The sequence below is a fragment of the Corynebacterium sp. TUM25015 genome (assembly GCF_056393505.1).
Genome location: NZ_CM150783.1, coordinates 67846 through 86034 on the forward strand (window position 1 = coordinate 67846; position 18189 = coordinate 86034).

General features: G+C 59.1%; 14 protein-coding genes. 2 read left to right on the plus strand and 12 right to left on the minus strand.

Annotated features, from left to right (window positions below):
- Positions 1 to 75: 75 nt before the first annotated feature.
- On the plus strand, positions 76 to 1353 hold the full coding sequence (locus tag AC06DS_RS00325; protein ID WP_473963765.1) for a glycosyltransferase 87 family protein: 1278 nt from the start codon (positions 76 to 78) through the stop codon (positions 1351 to 1353).
- Between the two features lie 6 nt (positions 1354 to 1359).
- On the opposite strand, the gene AC06DS_RS00330 is transcribed toward AC06DS_RS00325, so the two are convergent.
- The 9 genes from AC06DS_RS00330 to AC06DS_RS00370 form a co-directional block, all read right to left on the minus strand.
- Positions 1360 to 2847: an L-serine ammonia-lyase gene (locus tag AC06DS_RS00330; protein ID WP_473963764.1), complete on the minus strand. Its 1488-nt coding sequence runs from the start codon at positions 2845 to 2847 to the stop codon at positions 1360 to 1362.
- Positions 2848 to 2860: 13 nt separating this feature from the next.
- Positions 2861 to 3190 (minus strand): putative quinol monooxygenase, encoded by a 330-nt coding sequence (locus tag AC06DS_RS00335; protein ID WP_448308384.1) that lies wholly within the window; start codon positions 3188 to 3190, stop codon positions 2861 to 2863.
- Between the two features lie 50 nt (positions 3191 to 3240).
- Positions 3241 to 5094, minus strand: coding sequence for an alpha/beta hydrolase (locus AC06DS_RS00340; protein WP_477100703.1), 1854 nt, complete (start codon positions 5092 to 5094; stop codon positions 3241 to 3243).
- Positions 5081 to 6931 carry an ABC-F family ATP-binding cassette domain-containing protein gene (locus AC06DS_RS00345; protein ID WP_477100704.1) on the minus strand — a complete coding sequence of 617 codons (1851 nt, stop codon included), beginning with the start codon at positions 6929 to 6931 and terminating at the stop codon, positions 5081 to 5083. The genes AC06DS_RS00340 and AC06DS_RS00345 overlap by 14 nt, the downstream gene beginning before the upstream one ends.
- Complete coding sequence (locus AC06DS_RS00350; RefSeq protein ID WP_477100705.1) at positions 6924 to 7946, minus strand: 4-(cytidine 5'-diphospho)-2-C-methyl-D-erythritol kinase; 1023 nt, start codon at positions 7944 to 7946, stop codon at positions 6924 to 6926. Before AC06DS_RS00350 ends, AC06DS_RS00345 begins: the two co-directional genes overlap by 8 nt.
- Complete coding sequence (gene rsmA / locus AC06DS_RS00355; protein ID WP_477100706.1) at positions 7943 to 8911, minus strand: 16S rRNA (adenine(1518)-N(6)/adenine(1519)-N(6))-dimethyltransferase RsmA; 969 nt, start codon at positions 8909 to 8911, stop codon at positions 7943 to 7945. The genes AC06DS_RS00350 and rsmA overlap by 4 nt, the downstream gene beginning before the upstream one ends.
- A gap of 63 nt (positions 8912 to 8974) precedes the next feature.
- Entirely contained in the window at positions 8975 to 10153 is a 1179-nt protein-coding gene (locus AC06DS_RS00360) for a resuscitation-promoting factor (RefSeq protein WP_293790982.1), read from the minus strand.
- A 266-nt stretch (positions 10154 to 10419) separates the two neighbouring features.
- Positions 10420 to 11319, minus strand: a complete 900-nt coding sequence (locus AC06DS_RS00365) for a TatD family hydrolase (RefSeq protein WP_477100707.1) — start codon at positions 11317 to 11319, stop codon at positions 10420 to 10422.
- A 54-nt stretch (positions 11320 to 11373) separates the two neighbouring features.
- Entirely contained in the window at positions 11374 to 12645 is a 1272-nt protein-coding gene (locus AC06DS_RS00370) for an MFS transporter (protein ID WP_477100708.1), read from the minus strand.
- A 140-nt stretch (positions 12646 to 12785) separates the two neighbouring features.
- Between AC06DS_RS00370 and AC06DS_RS00375 the strand changes: the two genes are divergently transcribed.
- Positions 12786 to 13466 carry an HAD family hydrolase gene (locus AC06DS_RS00375; protein WP_293790979.1) on the plus strand — a complete coding sequence of 227 codons (681 nt, stop codon included), beginning with the start codon at positions 12786 to 12788 and terminating at the stop codon, positions 13464 to 13466.
- 7 nt (positions 13467 to 13473) lie between these two features.
- Here the strand turns inward: AC06DS_RS00375 and metG are convergent, their stop codons facing one another.
- From metG to rsmI, 3 genes are all read right to left on the minus strand, one after another.
- Positions 13474 to 15312 carry a methionine--tRNA ligase gene (gene metG, locus AC06DS_RS00380; RefSeq protein ID WP_477100709.1) on the minus strand — a complete coding sequence of 613 codons (1839 nt, stop codon included), beginning with the start codon at positions 15310 to 15312 and terminating at the stop codon, positions 13474 to 13476.
- A gap of 78 nt (positions 15313 to 15390) precedes the next feature.
- Positions 15391 to 17091: a BCCT family transporter gene (locus AC06DS_RS00385; RefSeq protein WP_477100710.1), complete on the minus strand. Its 1701-nt coding sequence runs from the start codon at positions 17089 to 17091 to the stop codon at positions 15391 to 15393.
- A gap of 41 nt (positions 17092 to 17132) precedes the next feature.
- Positions 17133 to 18047, minus strand: coding sequence for a 16S rRNA (cytidine(1402)-2'-O)-methyltransferase (rsmI, locus tag AC06DS_RS00390; RefSeq protein ID WP_477101207.1), 915 nt, complete (start codon positions 18045 to 18047; stop codon positions 17133 to 17135).
- Between the last annotated feature and the right edge of the window lie 142 nt (positions 18048 to 18189).

The following is an 18189-nucleotide window of genomic DNA, read 5'->3' on the forward strand; positions in this document are numbered from 1 at the left end:
GCGGCAACGCCTAATGCACCACCATCGTCAACCGCTCGCGAACCTTCCGCGATGAAGATGGAATAATAAGCCTTTATGCAGACTAAGGAAGACACCCCGGCGCACGTCGAAGATTTCAGGCACCTCAAAATCGGCTTCCCTCTGAAAGTCGTACTCAGCGTACTCGCGGTGCTGTCTTTCCTTCCCACGATTGTGAACACTCGGGGCTTCCACTATCACCTGGATCTCGATGTTTACCGGGTGGGCGCGCAACGAGTACTGGATGGTCAGGAGCTTTATAGCGGCCACTTCCACATCATCGGCGATACGTTCCTGCCTTTTACCTATCCTCCTATTTCGGCGGTATTGTTCACTCCTCTTGCGGTACTTCCCTATGACCTCTCAGCCGTATTGCTCGCTTCCGCCACGGTGCTCCTTACCTGGTGGATGTTCGCCTACACTCTGCACATGGCGGCGAGGGTGGATCGCACCTCTGCCGCATGGGTCTCGGTCGCGTTGACAACTGTTCTTATCCACCTGAGCCCCATCCACACCACCTTGGCCTATGGGCAGATCAACGTGTTGTTGATGGGCATGGTTTTTGCCGATGCACTGGTCGTTCCTCGTCGTTATCGGGGTCTGCTCACGGGTGCTGCGGTAGCCATCAAATTGACGCCCGCAGTGTTCGGCCTGTGGTTCCTGTTGCGCAAGGACTGGGGTTCCATCGTGCGCATGGGTGCGGGCACGCTGGGTACCACGGCTCTGGCTTGGCTGATTCTGCCCAGTGACTCCAAGGAATATTGGACTCACACGCTGCGCGAAACCGGACGCATCGGCAACCATGAGTATGCCTTGAACCAAAGCCTTAACGGCCTCCTTCACCGCTTCGGGCTACAGACGCAGGACTCCTCAAGCTTGCTGTGGATAATCCTGGTGTGCGTCTCGCTAGTGGTCATCACCTTCGTCATGTTCAGCTTGCTCAAGGCCGATGCTCCCATCGCTGCTCTTAGCGTCAACGCGTTCTTTGCTCTGCTAGCCAGCCCGATTTCCTGGAATCACCACTGGTCTTGGGCACCGGTACTTCTGGTGGCATTAGCGGGCTACGCCTTCGCCACCCCTGCCTCCCCTGTGGGCACCCCGCGCTGGCTGTGGACTTCCCTGGTGGTATTGGGGTTCGCGGCCTTCGCCTTCGAACCCACCGCCTTCGTCCCCTTCCAGGAACAGCGTGAGCTGGATTGGAATCTCTGGCAGGTCATTGTGGGTAACTCTTACCTGTGGTGGACCATCCTTGCGTTGGCAGTGATGACCATTCACTTCGCGTTGTCCCACAAGAGCCGCCCTGTCCCTCCGTCCCCCGCTGAGACACAGAACTAGCGTGTCCTAGCACTCAGGGACATTGACTGAAACATTCGTCGCCAAGCCTCCGCCGGCAGTTTCCTTGTACTTTTCGGACATGTCCCTTCCGGTCTGTCGCATGGTCTCAATGACCTCATCCAAGGTGACATGGTGGTCTCCGTCCCCGCGCATAGCCATCTTCGCAGCATTGATGGCTTTCCCGGCGCTGATGGCATTTCTTTCGATGCATGGAATCTGCACCAAACCACCGATCGGATCACACGTAAGCCCCAGCGAATGCTCCATGGCAATCTCCGCTGCATTGGCGACCTGGCGTGGTGAACCACCCAGTACCTCCGCCAATCCAGCTGCGGCCATAGAGGCAGCGGAGCCAACCTCGCCCTGGCAGCCGACCTCAGCTCCGGAGATGCTGGCGCGTTCCTTGTACAGCGATCCAATCGCTCCCGCGGCCAGCAAGAATCGCCGGTTGACGTCAAAAGGATCCTGCTTCCCCGCAGGGGTGAACTCGCGGGCATAAAACATCACAGCCGGGATAATGCCTGCCGCTCCGTTGGTCGGGGCGGTCACCACCCGTCCACCGGCAGCGTTTTCCTCATTCACAGCGAGCGCCACCAGGTTCACCCAGTCCTCGGAAAACTCCGCGCTGCGATGCGGATCTTCCTCCATGAGCTGGTCGTACCAGCGCTTGGCGCGGCGGCGTACCATCAGAGCGCCGGGCAGCACTCCGGCAAAGGACACGCCCCGCTTGGCACAATCCTGCATGGCCTGCGCAATAGCATCAAGGTTCGCATTGATCTGCTCATCGGTGCGCAACGATTGCTCACAGCGCCGCTGCACCTCTCCCAGACTTAATCCCTCGTGTTCGGCCAGCGAGATCAGCTTGTCACCGGATTCGAACAACCACGGACCGGATAGTTCATCGAGAGTGGGAACTTCCTCTTCGGTGCGGATGAAGCCACCGCCGATGGAATAGTAGGTCTGTTTTAGTGGCTCCACGCCATTCACACCGTTGACCACAAAGGTCATCGCATTTGTATGCACCGAGCGACGCACAGTGGGACGTAAAACAATGTCCTCGAAGCCACATGTGATCGGCAAGTTTTTATCCCCTGCCAGATGGATGGTGCGCGTAGCCCGGATCTCCTCCAGGCGGGTCTGCATATAATCCGGGTCGATCTGCGCCGGATCGGCACCGTCCAGCCCCAGCAGACACGCTCCGAGCGTTCCGTGGCCCGCGCCCGTAGCCGCCAGCGAGCCATAGAGGATGATGCTGATGCTGGGACCGTTCTCGCCCTCATCGGGTAAGCTCACCACATTCGCCAGCTTGTCAGCGCCCAGCGGGTGCAAGCCCTCGTCGGAGCCTGAATCGGTGGCGCTGGGGGACGCGGCGTCATCGGCAAAAAGCGCCTTGACCTGCTGCGCGAATGAGAGCCCCGCGCGCATGGGTCCGACGGTGTGTGAGGATGACGGGCCTACGCCGATCTGGAAGAGATCGAAAACACTGACGGTCATGCTGATTACTGGGCTAGTTGTCCTCGACGCGGAACTCAGCCATGCGATCCCACTCGGTCTTGCCCGGGATCTTCGTATTGATGATCTCCGGGGTCTCCAGCAGGTACTTCGGCATTTCATCGCAGGCGCGCTTGAAGTGCTCGGACTCAACGTGTGCAACGTCGCTATCGTCCTGGAAAGCTTCGATCAGTAGGTACTCATTCGGGGTTTCCGGATCGCGGAACCAGTCGAAGAAGATGTTGCCCTCCTCCGCACGGGTGGACTCGGTGAACCAGGAGACCTCCTGCAGGAAGGTGTCGGCGAACTCTGGGCGAACCTTGTACTTAACGTTGATAAGGATCATGGTTCCCCAGCCTACGCTTTTCTGCGGTATGCAAGCAGCCCCGGCTCGTATTAGCCGTTGTCGACACCGACTTCTTTCTCCGGCCCCTGGGTGAGCATTGCCTCGTCCAGTTGTTTCCGCAGTTCTTCAGCCCGAACAGGGTTGAAGTCTTCCCCGCCGACCATCGCGAGCATGGCGTCCAGCACCCCATTGCCGTAATTGTGCCCATGTCCATTCGGCACATTGGCCGCGACGGGAAGATCCATCGTGACCTGCCAGAACGTAACAAAAGGAATCCACGACATCGACGGCGAGCGGTCGAACCCAGCGGGTTCCTTTAACCAGTCTGGTTCCCTGGCTATCAGCGACGGTGACCACCACACCACTGGATCAGAGGGGTGTTGCAGGAAAAGGATGCGCGGGTGGTGCCAACCACCTGGGGAATTCAAGTCCACCTCATCACGCCAACTCCAGATTTCATCGGTGTTTTCGGCGAAGCGCACATTCAACCCGCCCGCGTATTCCGCAGAAACCTGCGGCGAACCGGGATCGCGCCGGTCAACCAGGCCGTGCCACAACTTGTTGGAATTCGGTGGCCCCACCCATAGCAGACCATCAACGCTGGCGGCGATGTCCCGAACACCTGAAAACGCGCCACTGCCGGCATTGGTACCTAGGGATTCGCCATAGACGTAGAGCTTAGGCCGATGGTTCTTCGGCAAAGTGTGCCACCAGTCGACGACGGTGGAAACTAGCGCCTCGCCAGCGTCTTCCACACGCTGCTGATCAGCGATGAACTGTACGCCGCTAGGCAGGTACGAGTATTGCGCCGAAGCGATAGCGGAGTCACCATCAAACATCAGCTCGAAAGCTTGAGCAGCCGTGGGGTTCACCCACCCTGTGCCGGTCGCGGGAACCACCAACAGCGCCCGACGGTCCTTTGCCCCTGTCCGTTTCAACTCATTGACCACACTTTCCGCGCGCGCCGCGTCGGTATCCTCGTTGCCATTCTTCAAGCTGGCATATACCCGGATGGGTTCTTTGCTAGGGCGGCCGGTGAGCTCTTCAAGTTCGTTCTTATAGAGCCCCAGTCCAACAAAGCGCGTACCGAAAGCACCCAGGTCTTCCCATTTATTGGGTGACGCCGAACTACCGGAACGCTCCGGCACATGAGGCTGTTTCAGGTCCGCTCTAATCTCCTGGTCACGGACAGAAAACACATTTTCAGTTGCGTGCACGATCGTGCCGGGCACAACCGTATCTACAACGAACCCCAAGGCCAGCACAACCGCCATCCAGGCAAACAATTGTCGAGTAACTCCGCCGAGACGGCGCCCGACTGGGCCTTCCTCCAAGACTTCGATCAGCCAGAGCAACCCCTTGCCCACAAGGACAATCAGCGCCCACAAGCCAATGCCAACGGGCAACACCAACAGGAACTCTCCCGCCGTATAGGCCTCCGCGCCCATTAGGTTTGCCAGCTCCTGCTGCCAGCGGACAGCGAAGGAGATCCACACCAATAGAGCCAGAATCACAATAAGGACGAAGACGACCTCCAGGCCGGTCTTGAGTTTCCCCATCCTCTGGTCACTCAGACCAGCGCGGAGTTGGAAGCGGCGCACATATTCCCTGGCTTTGCGGCGCCACTTCCACAGAGGTTCGCTGAAGTATTTGTGCAGAAACGCCTCCCACAGCCAATGCAGAAACACGCCCATGATGTAGCCCGTACCACCGGAGATACCAGCGACGACTCCCTGGAAAAGCCAGTCGCGTGGCAACAGCGAAGGGGTCAGCGAGGCTGCAAACAACAGCGCACCGACAACCACGCCACCGGGATCAACGTGGGACTCCCACTGATCCCTGGCGGCGCTAAACCTCTCCGCAAGCTCCTCCTCGGCATCGGAGGCAACATCAGCTATCTTCAAGCTTCTCCCCAATTTCCAGCCACTTCATCTCTAGATCGCCGTGTTCATCCTGGGCTGCCTTCAAATCTTTATCAAGTGCAGCTAACTCCTCGGTGACAGGCTCCCCAGTGGCCGCCTTTTCTGCCACCTCATTCATCTTCTCGTGGAAGGAATTGATCTTTGCTTCGACCTTGGTCATCTTCCTTTCCAGCGCACTCATTTCCTTAGTGAGAGCATGAACCTCCTTGGCACCGAGGCTGGGGCGTCCAGAAGAAACAGCGTCAGACTCTGCACCGGCGGCAGAACCAGCAGCGTCGAACGACAGGGTGTTCTTGCGCTCCTCCGCACTGGCCTGTTGTTTGCGGTGCTCTAGGTACTGCTCAATTCCACCGGGCAGGTTAGTCAACTGTCCATCGCCGAAAAGCGCCCAGGTGGAATCGCAGATGCGCTCGATCAGATACCGGTCGTGGGAAATGACCACGAGCGTGCCGGGCCATTCATCCAGCAAGCTTTCGAGCTCTTGCAGCGTATCGATATCGAGGTCATTGGTCGGCTCGTCCAGCAGCAGCACGTTCGGTTCGCTCATGAGCACGCGAGTGAGCTGCAGGCGGCGCTTTTCGCCACCAGAAAGATCGCCGATGGGTGTGCGTTGCCGCTTCGCGCTAAAGCCCAGGCGCTCAGCCAGTTGCGAAGCAGTGATTTCCTTTTCCCCGAAGGTCACATAGCTGGCAACATCCTCAACGGATTCGAGCAACCGCTTCGTGGGATCCAGGTCGTCCAGCTCCTGGCGTAACCATCCCAGGCGCACAGTCTTGCCTTCCACACGACGTCCGTTGTCCAATGGCGCTTCACCGGCCAAAGTGCGCAGCAGTGTGGTCTTTCCAGAGCCATTTACTCCGACCAGGCCAATGCGTTCGCCGGGGCCGAGGCGCCAGGTCAGGTCATCGACCAGAGTGCGCCCGTCGGGCGTGGTGATACGCGCGTCTTCCAGATCGATGACCTTTTTGCCCTGACGGCGTGCGGAGAAGCTCATGAGCTCCACTTTGTTTCGCATCGGCGGCACATCGGCGATCAAAGACTCCGCGGCCTCAATGCGGTATCGCGGCTTGGAGGTACGCGCCGGTGCGCCGCGGCGCAGCCACGCCAATTCTTTACGCGCCAAGTTTTGACGTCGCTGTTCAGCGGCATCGGCCTGGCGGGCACGTTCCGCGCGAGCGAAAGTCCAGTCGTTGTAGCCGCCCTCGTACACGTCCACCACTCCGTCGTGTACCTCCCAGGTGTGGTTGGCGACTGTGTCCAGGAACCAGCGGTCGTGGGTGACGATAACCAGCGCAGTATTGCGACTCAGTAGGTGCTCAGCGAGCCACTGCACGCCCTCGACATCCAGGTGGTTGGTCGGCTCATCCAGAATCAACAGGTCGAGATCCTGCACTAGAGCAGCGGCCAGGCCCGTGCGACGACGCTCACCACCGGAGAGCTCCTGCACCTTCGCATCCAGCCCCAGGCGGGCGATATCCAATCCGTTAAGCACGCTGCGGACCTTCGGATTGCCCGCCCATTCGTACTCCTGCAGCCCTAGTGGTTCCAGCACTGCCCCAGCGACGGTCATAGCTGCCGGTGCGTCGCGCAGTACATCCTGGGTGACCATGGCCATGCGCAGGTCGTTGTTGTGGCTCACACGCCCGGAATCCGGTTCGTCCTTCTTACTCAGAATATTCAGCAGGGTGGACTTACCCCCACCGTTGAGTCCCACTACGCCAATCCGGTCGTTGCTATCCACGCCGAGGCTCACGTCATCAAGCAGGGTCTTTAGCCCGTAGCTCTTCGAGACTTTTTCTAGGTTGATGAGGTTAGTCACGTACTTCCTCCCTTTTTATGACGCCCGCAGCTGCAGCTGGGGAACTAGTCGTCATTGTGGAGCTGGCTTTTCCAGCAACGCTTACGGCTGTGGCAACCTCCACCGCGTCGTCAGCAGAAGCACACAGCATGGCCACGGTCGGGCCGGAGCCGGAAACGATTGCGGCAATGGCCCCGGCTTCAGCGGCGGCTCTGAGGGTTTCCCGCAGACTGGGCAGCAGACTAATGGCCGGTGCCTGCAGATCGTTGACTAGAAGTTTGCCTACCTCTTTGGGGTCACCCCCGCGAAGGGCAGTGATCAAAGCTTCGGGGCTGCCCGCGCGGGTGGCCTTTGGGCTGTTCACTTCTGCACTAGCACGCTGCTGATCGAGTTGTTTGAAAACCGACGGGGTGGACAGGCCGCGTTTATCAGTGGCGATGGCCCAGTGATATCTACCTGTGGCTATCACGGGCATGAGGTTCTCGCCCTTGCCTGTGCCCCATGCAGTGCCGCCGAGGAGGCAAAAAGGAACATCTGCTCCCAGGTCAGCGGCCAGTTCTACCAGTTTTGCACTATCCGGGCGACGCGGAGCACGGGGGTCCGGAAAGTACAGCTCTGTAGCGGCAATCAACGCCGCCGCGGCATCTGCCGAACCACCGGCCATGCCACCAGCAACGGGGATCCCCTTGTCGATATGGATATGCACGGGCTTGTCTGCCCAGGGCACATGAGCTTTCCGTGCCAAGTCTTGGATAACAGCCACAGCCTTCCACGCCAGGTTGCTGGAATCCTGCGGTACCAGGTGTGCGTCAAAGCCGGAGACGCTCCACGTGCACTCCGCGGGATCATCATCCTCGCGCAGAGCTACGGTGACCTCCTCCTTCAGGGAGACAGCCTGAAAGATCGTGTCCAGCTCGTGGTATCCATCTTCCCTGGCCGGACCTACGCCTAAGTGCAAGTTAACCTTGCCGTGCGCACTCGCCGTTATGGAGCGATATGGAGGTTTTTGGGGTCCAAAAATATGCGACACGCTCATCGAGCCCCTCGCTGACTTCCTTGCAGGGAGGTCACGGCAAGCTGCACAAATTGCTGGGTGGAGAGCTTCTCGCCACGCAGGGTTGGATCGATCCCCGCGCTGCGCAGCGCCTCCTCGGCAGCTTGACCGCTACCGAAATGGCCGGACAGTGCGGCCCTTAAGGTCTTGCGCCTTTGCAGGAATGCCGCATCGGCCAAAGCAAACACTTCACGGCGCAGCGCTTCTGATTCAGTGTCTTCTGCTTCAGTGTCTTCTGATTCAGTGTCTTCGCCAGCTTCACGGACGATCTCCGCCCATGGCTGCTCTCCCTCGGCATAGCGGTCTATCCGCACCAGACCAGAGTCGATCTTGGGGGCAGGCCAGAAAACGTTTTTACCGATGGTCGCCGCGCGGTTGACGGAACCATAGAATCCAGCCTTCACACTGGGCACTCCATAGATTTTGGAGCCAGGAGTCGCAGCTAGGCGGTCTGCAACTTCCAGCTGCACCATGACGAGCACGCGATCGATGCTGGGGAATTCCTCCAGCATGTGCAAGAGCACAGGCACGGAAACGTTATAGGGAAGATTCGCGACAAGTGCGGTGGGAAGTGGGCGTCCCGCGTTCGCAAAGTCCTCGGCCGTGACGACCATTGCGTCCTTGAGAATCACCGCAGTGTCAAGGCCTTCGGCGCCTTGTTCTGCAAGGGTTGCGGGTAGCTTTCCGGCCAGTCGTGGGTCGATTTCGACGGCAGTGACACTCGCTCCGGTTTCCAGCAGCGCCAGAGTCAAAGACCCCAGGCCAGGTCCGATTTCTACCACGTTGTCCGCGGCGGACACGTCGGCGGCCTTCACGATTTTGCGCACTGTGTTGGGGTCGTGGACGAAGTTCTGCCCCAGCTTCTTGGTGGGGTTTAGGTCCAGTTCTTCGGCAAGCTGCCGGATCTCATTTGGCCCCAGCAGCCGAATCTTCCGTTCATTCACCATTCACAGGATAGTCGAGCTAGTGCCCGATAAAAACCGATGAAGGTGCGCGGTGAGGCGAGCGGGTTAGCGTATACCCAACTTGGAAGTGCAGGCAGGCCATGCACCCCAGCCCTGGGCAGCCTGTACCTTCTTTGCCACGGCGATCTGCTGCTCTCGGGTTGCCATGTGGGCAGCCGGTGCGTACTGCGTGCCGCCGAAGCCTGCCCAGGTGGACGGGGTGAACTGCAGGCCTCCGGAGAAACCGTTGCCGGTGTTGATGGACCAGTTGCCGGTGGACTCACACTGTGCCAGCTGATCCCATACGGAACCGTCGGCTACAGACGGTGCAGCTGCGCCCGTGTTGGAGTCCTTGGAATCCTCACTGTCGGCAGCCTTCTTGGTGCCGCGGATGATTACGCGCTCCTTCGGAGCAGCGATCTCCTTGGAGGACTTCTCGTCGCGGCTTACTTCCTGGCCATTGACGGTACGGACGGTGACAGTGACGCGAGCCTTGCCCGGAGCACCCTTTTCGACAATCTTTTCCTTGCCCTCTGGCATGTTCGGGTCTTCCTTCACACGCTCCGGAGCCGGAACTTCCTTCACCTTAGTTTCATCGCGGGTGGCGATGCGGGTGACGTCAATGTGCATCCCCTCTGCCAGCGGGGTGTCTGCGGCCGGGGTGACCTTGTCTTCCTTGCCCAGCGGGGTGCCACGCATTTCGAAGATCTCGCCCACGGTGCGGGCGGGCAGGCTCATGCGACCCTCTTCACCACCGTCGTTCAAGGTGAACTTCTTCGGGGTAACGATCTCCAGCTCCATGCCGTCGAGCGGGATTTCCTTGTTGCGCGTCTGAGACAGCTGGTTTGCAGCATCGCTACGACCGATCTGATCCAGCAGGGAGCCTACGGTCAGCGCGGTGGTATCAATTTTTTCCTGCTTGCCGTCGATGGTGAGCGCCACGGTGCGAGCGCTGCGCACGGTGATCGTGGAGTTGTCGCCGATGGCCTCATCGAGTGCCGGGGTAACCATGGCACGGTTATCGATTTCCACGCCAGCGGACTTTAGGGCGCCCTTGACGTCGCCGGACATGGTGCTGGCCTGGATGATATCGCCGTTGACGTCGAGGGTGACCGACTTCTGCCCAGCGACCGCAACGCCGCCGCCGACAACCAGGGTGGCGAGCATGCCACCCGTGGCGATGCGCAGCGGGGTGGAGTTGGTGTTGTTAATGCGGTGCAGGTGGGACTTCTTCTTCGGTGACACTAGATCGTTGCCTCTCTCATTGTGACGCCCCGAGGTCTCGACTGCGCTTTTCGACTGCGCTTGTTGCTCGGGGCGCCCGAACGCCGATTTTTTCAACTTTTGTCACAATACGATAACGATCCTTGTGAGACAAAGATCCGGGGCAAATTGTTCCACAAATCACAAATATGGGGGTACATCTGCAACAACAGCAAACACGCAGGCTAACTTGCGTTAATTTTTATACGTTTTCGTCACCTCGCGTCACAGCAGAAACACACACCTCACTAGTGGAGCTCGATCCCATAGAGCCGTGCAGCATTGGCTGTCACTAGCTCACCGAGCTCCTGCGGCTTTACTCCTCGTTGTTTCGCCACACACGCCGCCGTGTACCCCACAAAAGCCGGCTCGTTGCGTGCACCGCGAAAAGGTTCAGGCGTCATATAGGGAGCGTCGGTCTCGACGAGAATCTGTTCCGGCGGCGCAATCCGTGCTGCCTCACGAAGTTCCTCATTGCGTTTGAAAGTCACGTTGCCCGCAAAGGAGAGCACATAGCCACGATTCAGAGCTTCCTTGGCCACCTCCAGTGGAGAGGAAAAACAGTGCAGAATCACGTTCTCCGGTTGGGGCGCATCGGCCAGCACTCGCAATAGATCAGCATCCGCTTCACGGTTGTGGATCATCAACGCCTTGCCGGATTCGCAGGCCAGGTCAATATGGAAGCGCAGTGCCTCCTCCTGCACCTCAATGCTCGGGGTCTCCTCCCCATCCCCTGCATCTTTGCCAATCCAATAGGCATCCAATCCAGTTTCGCCAATCGCCACGCAGCGTGGGTGGAAGGCCATCTCTCGCAAACGTTCGCGCACCTTTTTTGTCACCGTCTGTGCCTTTGTGGGATGCACAGCACAAGCTGCCCACACACGATCATGAAACTCCGCGGCCTGCAGAGCCTTCTCTGTTTCCTCAATACCATCGCCTACCGTGCATACCCCGCGCACGCCAACTGCATAGGCGCGATCCATAAACTCCCCCACCAAGCGCTGGTGATCGTCCTCGCCGAACTCGCGAGCATCCGCATCCTCCCTGCGCTGGTTCTTCAATACCGTGGACCAGAGGTGAGTGTGCGCATCGAAAAGGGGCACAATCGGCTCGGGCGGAACAGGGGTGGGTCGCTTCTTTTTAGCCATACGCACCACCTTAGTACCCTGTGGCGGCTGGCTTTCCGCAACCGACTTCGGCTGTCAGCGATCGTCGACGAATACCCTCCGGCTAGCCACCAATCCCGCGCCCAGCAGGACGACATTGAATCCCACGAGAACACTCAGTCCGGTGGTCCAGGACGCAGTGGCGTCATAAAGAGCACCAAAACCAAAAGGCCCAATGCAGGCGACGGTGTACCCGATGCCCTGCGCGCCCGACGAGAGCACCGCGGCGGCCTTCGGTTCGCGAGTGCGGGTGGCGATCAGCATCAACCCGAGCGGGAAGGTCGAGCATCCCAGCGACACCAGCGAAATCCACGCCACCGGCAGGCGCATGGGGTCAGTAATCACCATCAGCAGCGCAACGAACATGCAGCTACAAGAGAGGATCGTCACCGCCGCCGCACCGCGTTCGAAGCGCGAGGTCATCCACGGCACCAAGAAGGATGACGCCGTGCCGACGATGGCGAACACTCCGCCGATAACCCCACCGAGCTGTGCCGAGCCACCGGACTCCACAATGATCTTTGGCGCCCAGGTGATAAAGCAGTAGGAAATCGAGGAGGTCATGGCGAACATGACCACAATCCCCCAGCTCACGGGGTTCTTCCAGATATGACTATAGGCGCCGCGGGACTCGTTGTTTTTGTTGTTTATGACGCCCATCAGCTTCCGCGGGTGCGCTTGTCGCAACATCTCGCCACCGCGTTGGCTGGCGGTTCCCGGAGTCACAGCGAACACAAGCACGCCCCAGCACAGCAGCGCCAAAAGCGGCGGGATGGCCCACACTCCGATCGCCACACGCCAGCCTCCGAGTTCGGCGAGCGGCACGGCAACGACAGAAGCAGTGGCCATGCTGACCTGCCCGACTGCCATGTAGGCAATGGACATGACCGTGAGCTTGAAAGGAAAATAGTCCTTAATCACGGCGGGTAAGAGGGTGTTGGTTATACCAACCCCAACCAGCCCGATCATGGTGCCGGCAAGGAACAGCATCTCGTTGGATGCGATAGTTCTTAGTCCAAATCCGGCGGTAGCGAGCACCATTGCCGTGCTAATGACGGCCCGAAAAGACAACGCCTTGGCCATGGGACCAGAAAGGATCGCGGCAACGGCAAACATTGCGGTAGGAGCCATTCCCACTAAGCCGATGAATAGCCCGGAAGCCTCCAGCCCATCGGCGACCTGGTCCGCGATGGGCGGAAAAGTGCTCACAGGGCTGCGCAAGTTGGAGCTAGTCAGCAATACCGCCAATGCCGCAATGAAAGCGACGGCGGAAGGGATGCGACGCGCTCCTTGTCGCACAGTCGGCATTTTGTTCACCCCCGGTTCGTTTTAGCTTCGCGTTGGCGCCACTTTCTGGCCATGCAGGCGGGGCACACTAGCTTTAAACCTACTAGTTCCCACCAGCTACTTCCCACACCACTGCAACTGCAAAGGAAAGCACTCTGACCATGGAACACTTCATCGTCTTCGACTTGGGTGGCGTACTGGTTCAGCGCCGTCACACTCTGCGCGAGCTCACCACTGTGATGATCCGCCACGCCAGCATCCAGTCCCGCGACAATACCGGCAGTCAGACTAGCGTTCCGACCATCATCACTGATCCGTTCAGCTTCGAGGCCGCCTATGGTCGCTACCGTGAAAGCTATAGTCTTTCGATGGGGCCGAACGACTATTTCACCACGCTCTGCCGCGCAGCTGGGGTAAGCCCTACCCCGGAACTCCTCGCCGAGTTGCAGGAGACGGACACCCGACTGTGCTCTACCGTTAACACGTCTGTGCTCAACCTGCTGAACCATCTCAACGCTATTGATCAGCCATGGGGCATTTTCAGCAACGCGCCGCGACCGGTGATGGAGGCGGTGCTGAGCCAGGATTGGACCGATGGTGCAGCCGTCACCTGTTTCTCCCCCGACCTGCGGTTCACTAAGCCCCACCAGGGCGCGTTCCGTCGCTTCGAGCAGGCCGCGGCCGCAGCCGGCTACGAGGACGCTTCCCTGGTTTACTTTGACGATCGCCAGGCCAACTTGGATGCTGCTGAGCGCCGTGGCTGGGATGCGTACCCATGGCGCGGCGTGGAATCCGTCCACGAGGTGCTGATGCCGATTACGGGTCTACGCCGCGCGGACTAGCTCCGCGTTACTTCTGGACAGGAGCCCACTCGGGTCCGGTCTCTGCCAGCTCTGGGTCCAGCTTAGGGAACAGTGGTTTTGGCTTGTGCAGTACCGTTCCGGGCTGAATCTCTTGGCGTGCCCATGTCGCCTTTTGCTTTGTGTAGTCGCCCATGATGACGGGGTACGTACGTCCCTTTTCCGGTAGGCCGACGCCCGTTGGCTCCCGCGGAGACTCATCAGTCACCTCAATAACCTCTGGCTGAGCTGCCCAAGTCCCTTCCCCGCCGAGAGTTTCATAAATCTTCTGCGCGGAGAACGGCAGGTAGGGGGTGAGCAAGGTGTTGACGTCCGAGACGACCTGCAGTGCGGTGTACAGAACCGTGGCGAGACGCTCGCGCTGCGATTCGTCCTTCGCCAGCTTCCATGGCTCCATTGCGGCGATGTACTGGTTGGCACGACCCGCAATGCGCATGGCTTCGGTAATGCCGGCCTTAAAGCGAGAGCGGCTGAGGTTGTCGCCGACCACGTCGAAAGCCTTGGCGGATTCGGCCAACAGTGCTTCGTCTTCTGCAGTGAGCGGTCCTGGGGTAGGCACTTCGCCAAAGTTCTTGTAGGCCATAGAGACCGTGCGGTTAACCAGGTTTCCCCACTCATTTGCGAGTTCGGAGTTAATGCGGCGCACAAACTCATCCCAGGTGAAATCGGTGTCAGTGGTCTCCGGGCCGGCGGTGGCGATGAAGTAACGCAGTGCGTCGGGACCGAACTCCTTGAGGAAGTCGCGGACGTAGATCACAACTCCCTTGGAAGAGGAGAACTTGGAACCCGACATTGTCAGGAACTCGGAGGACACAACCTCGGTCGGGAGGTTCAGCTCAGGCTCGGCCAACTCGCCGGCCTCTCCGCCCTTGGCTCCCTTGCCGCTGTATCCCAGCAGTTCGGCAGGCCAAATCTGGGAGTGGAAGGTGATGTTGTCCTTACCCATGAAGTAGTAGGACAGCGCTTCCGGTTCGTTCCACCACTTGCGCCATGCCTCAGGGTCACCGATGCGCCAGGCCCATTCGATGGACGCGGAGAGATAGCCCACGACGGCGTCGAACCACACGTAGAGCTTCTTCGCGTTGTTGTCCTGCCATCCCTCGACGGGGATCGGCACACCCCAGTCGATATCGCGGGACATAGCGCGCGGGCGAATATCCTCTAGCAAGTTGAGGGAGAACTTCAGGACGTTCGGTCGCCAATCGGTGCGGCCTTTGAGCCAGGTGCTCAGCGCGTCGGCTAGAGCGGGAAGGTCCAGCATGAAGTGCTCGGTATCGACGAATTCCGGGGTTTCGCCGTTGATTTTGGAGCGCGGGTCGATGAGATCCTCGGGATCCAGCTGGTTACCGCAGTTGTCACATTGGTCGCCACGGGCGTCCTTAGCGCCACAGATCGGACAGGTGCCTTCGATATAGCGATCCGGAAGGGTACGCCCCGTTGACGGGCTGATGGCTCCGCGAGTGGTTTGGGTGACCATGTAGCCGTTGTTGTAAAGGCCGGTGAAGAGCTCTTGCACTACGGCGTAGTGGTTGCGCGTGGTGGTGCGGGTGAATAAATCATAGGAAAGTCCGAGTCCCGCCAAATCTTCGACGATGATGCGGTTGTAACGATCCGCAAGTTCCTGAACGGTCGTGCCTTCTTTTTCCGCTTGCACCAGCAGCGGTGTGCCGTGCTCGTCGGTGCCCGAGATCATGAGCACCTCGTTGCCGACCATTCGCTGATAGCGTGCGAAAACATCCGAGGGCACACCGAACCCGGCGACGTGGCCGATGTGACGGGGGCCGTTGGCATAAGGCCATGCAACTGAGGTGAGAACTCGTTTAGACATAACCTTAAGATTAGGTGATCCGCTTATACGATGCGAAAGCAGCCCAGGTTACCTGGGCTGCTTTTCTATAGCGTCAGTTTATGCGTCTTGAGTTCCCTTGGCAGCTCCCTCGACGCGCCGGGATTTCTTTGCATTCGCAGCTTCTCGCTGCTTGTTGATACGACGCTCGCGTGCCATGCGCAAAGCGTATTCTCGCTGCGCCTTCTGATCCAGGTAGAGAGGATCGTTGGACAAGGCCTTGAAGATGGCAAACATCAACGCAATGATCACCAGCAGGAAGGGGCTTGCCGCAATGATCGTGACGTTCTGCAAGTTGGTTAGTGCCTCGTCACCACCGGTGAGCAGCAGCATGAGAGCAATCACTGCGGTCAGGGCGCCCCACAGAACCGTGACACCACGGTTAGCGACAAGCTTGCCGCGCTGCGACATTGAGCCCATGACCGTGGACGCAGAATCGGCGGACGTGATGAAGAAGGTCGCCAGCAGAATCATCGCAACGATACTTGCGACCTTGCCCATAGGCAGAGTGTGCAACAGGTTAAATAGCTGGCTGGTGGCCTCACCATCGCCCCAGATGGAGTTGCCCGTGTCCTCTGCGTGAACGGCAGAGCCACCGAAGATCGAAAACCAGATGATGGTGACCACAGTAGGCACCATGAGCACAACGGATACGAACTCGCGGATGGTACGACCGCGGGAGATACGTGCGACAAACATCCCGACGAATGGGGACCAGGAGACCCACCATGCCCAGTAGAAGATGGTCCAAGAGCCCAGCCACTCGCCCGCGCCCTCGCCCGAGTCGGCGGTACGGGCTGCCATGCTGAAGAACTGGGAGAAATAGTTGCCCAGCGAAGTCGGGATCAGATTCAAAATCACCACAGTTGGCCCGGCAATCAGGACAAATAGTGCGATAAGACCGGCCAGGATCATATTCGCATTAGAGAGGTACTGAATTCCCTTGCCTACGCCGGACGCAGCGGAAACCAGGAAGCACAGACCCAGGATCACAATCGTGCCGACGATCACGGAAGTACCCGGGTTGGAAATAAGATCCGTTGCTTTCAGGCCAGACTGAATCTGCACAGCGCCCAAACCCAGAGACGCGGCGGTGCCAAAGACGGTGGCGAAAATAGCGGCGACATCAATGATCTTGCCGAGTGCTCCCTCGGCGCGTTTCTCTCCGATCAGTGGGATGAAGGCTGCGGAGAGGAGTTGCTTGCGCCCCAAGCGAAAGGTGCTGTAGGCGATAGCAAGCGCCACGATGGCATACAGAGACCACGGGTGCAGGCCCCAGTGGAAAAGTGTGGAAGCAAAGGAACTTGCCACGTCGTGATCCTTCGATCCTGGCACGCCGTTGCGGTAATAAGTCAGTGGCTCAGTGACGCCATAGAACATCAAGCCAATACCCATGCCCGCAGCGAACATCATCGCCACCCAGGACACACTGTTGAACTCTGGAGATTCGTTATCCTTACCCAATCGGATGTGCCCGAACTTGCTGAACGCAATGAACAGAATGAAAACGACGAACACGGTTCCGGCTAGCACGTACAGCCAGCCCCAGTCGCCCACCACGTAACTCAGGGCAGTAGAAGCGAATGCGGCGAAGCTATCGCCACCGAACACGCCCCACAGCACGACTGCCAAAATCAAAGCCGCAGCACTGCCGGTTACCACCCAATCGATCGGTTGATCCTGTTCAGACTCGTCTCTGAGCTGACCAGCATCCACCTCTTCAGTTTCTTTCGCTAACACTTCTTCTCTTGACACAGTCATTCTTTACATAGTGGGGGTTACGCTGGAACTTTTCAACCGCTTCATTCCCCGCGACCGCGCAGGACGGCCTCATAAAGCTCGCGCTTGCTCACTCCCTTGGCTTTCGCCACCTCCCCTGCTGCTGTCTTTAACCGGTCCCCCTGTGCAACTTTCTGCTCCACCAGTTCGACCAGAGAATCAACATCTGGTTCCTCTGTTTCTGCAGCGGCATCCACCACAACGCATATTTCCCCTTTCACACCTTCAGCCGCCCACTGAGCCAGCTCCCCCAATCCGCCAACCTTTACTTCTTCGAAAGTTTTTGTCAGTTCACGGCACACCGCTGCCTGGCGGTACTCCCCCAATTCGTCTGCTGCCACCTGCAGAGTCTTGGCCAGCCGGTGCGGAGATTCAAAGAAACAAACCGCGTAGGTGGCGTCACTCAAAGCTTGAAAGAAAGACCTCCGGGCGCCGTCCTTGCGCGGTGCGAATCCCAGAAATGCAAAGTGCCCCATGCCCAAACCCGATAGCGCCAGGGCAGTCGGCACAGCAGAAGGCCCCGGCAAGCAGGTCACCGGCACTCCGGCGCGCCGAGCGGCAACGACCAGCGGAAAACCGGGGTCGGAAACAGAGGGCATACCTGCGTCAGTGACCACCAGCACACGACGCCCCTGCTCAGCCTGCTCGACGAAGAACTCGGCCCGCTCGGATTCGTTGTGGTCAAAGTTTGAATAGAGCCTGCCTGCGATCTCCACTCCCAGTGTGTCCGCGAGTGTGCGAGTACGCCGGGTATCCTCCGCGGCCACGATATCGGCACTCGCCAAGGCGTCGATAAGGCGTATAGACGCATCCAGTGGATTGCCCAAGGGCGTGGCCGCCAGGATAATCCCGCCCCGTGGCAAGGGACGGTTCTCGACTGCGCGGGCGACGAGCGCATTGGCATCAACGGTAGCTACGGCATCAACAGCATCACTCATAACCGCCAGTATGCCCGCCATTGCTCCCGCTTGTCCGGTGCTTCTACTAAGGTTGTCTTTCGTGCCGACCTCGTCAACGACCCCACCCACGCCGCCGACGACGCCTGTGAAAGCAGCTACCCCGAAAACCCCCGAAAGGGCA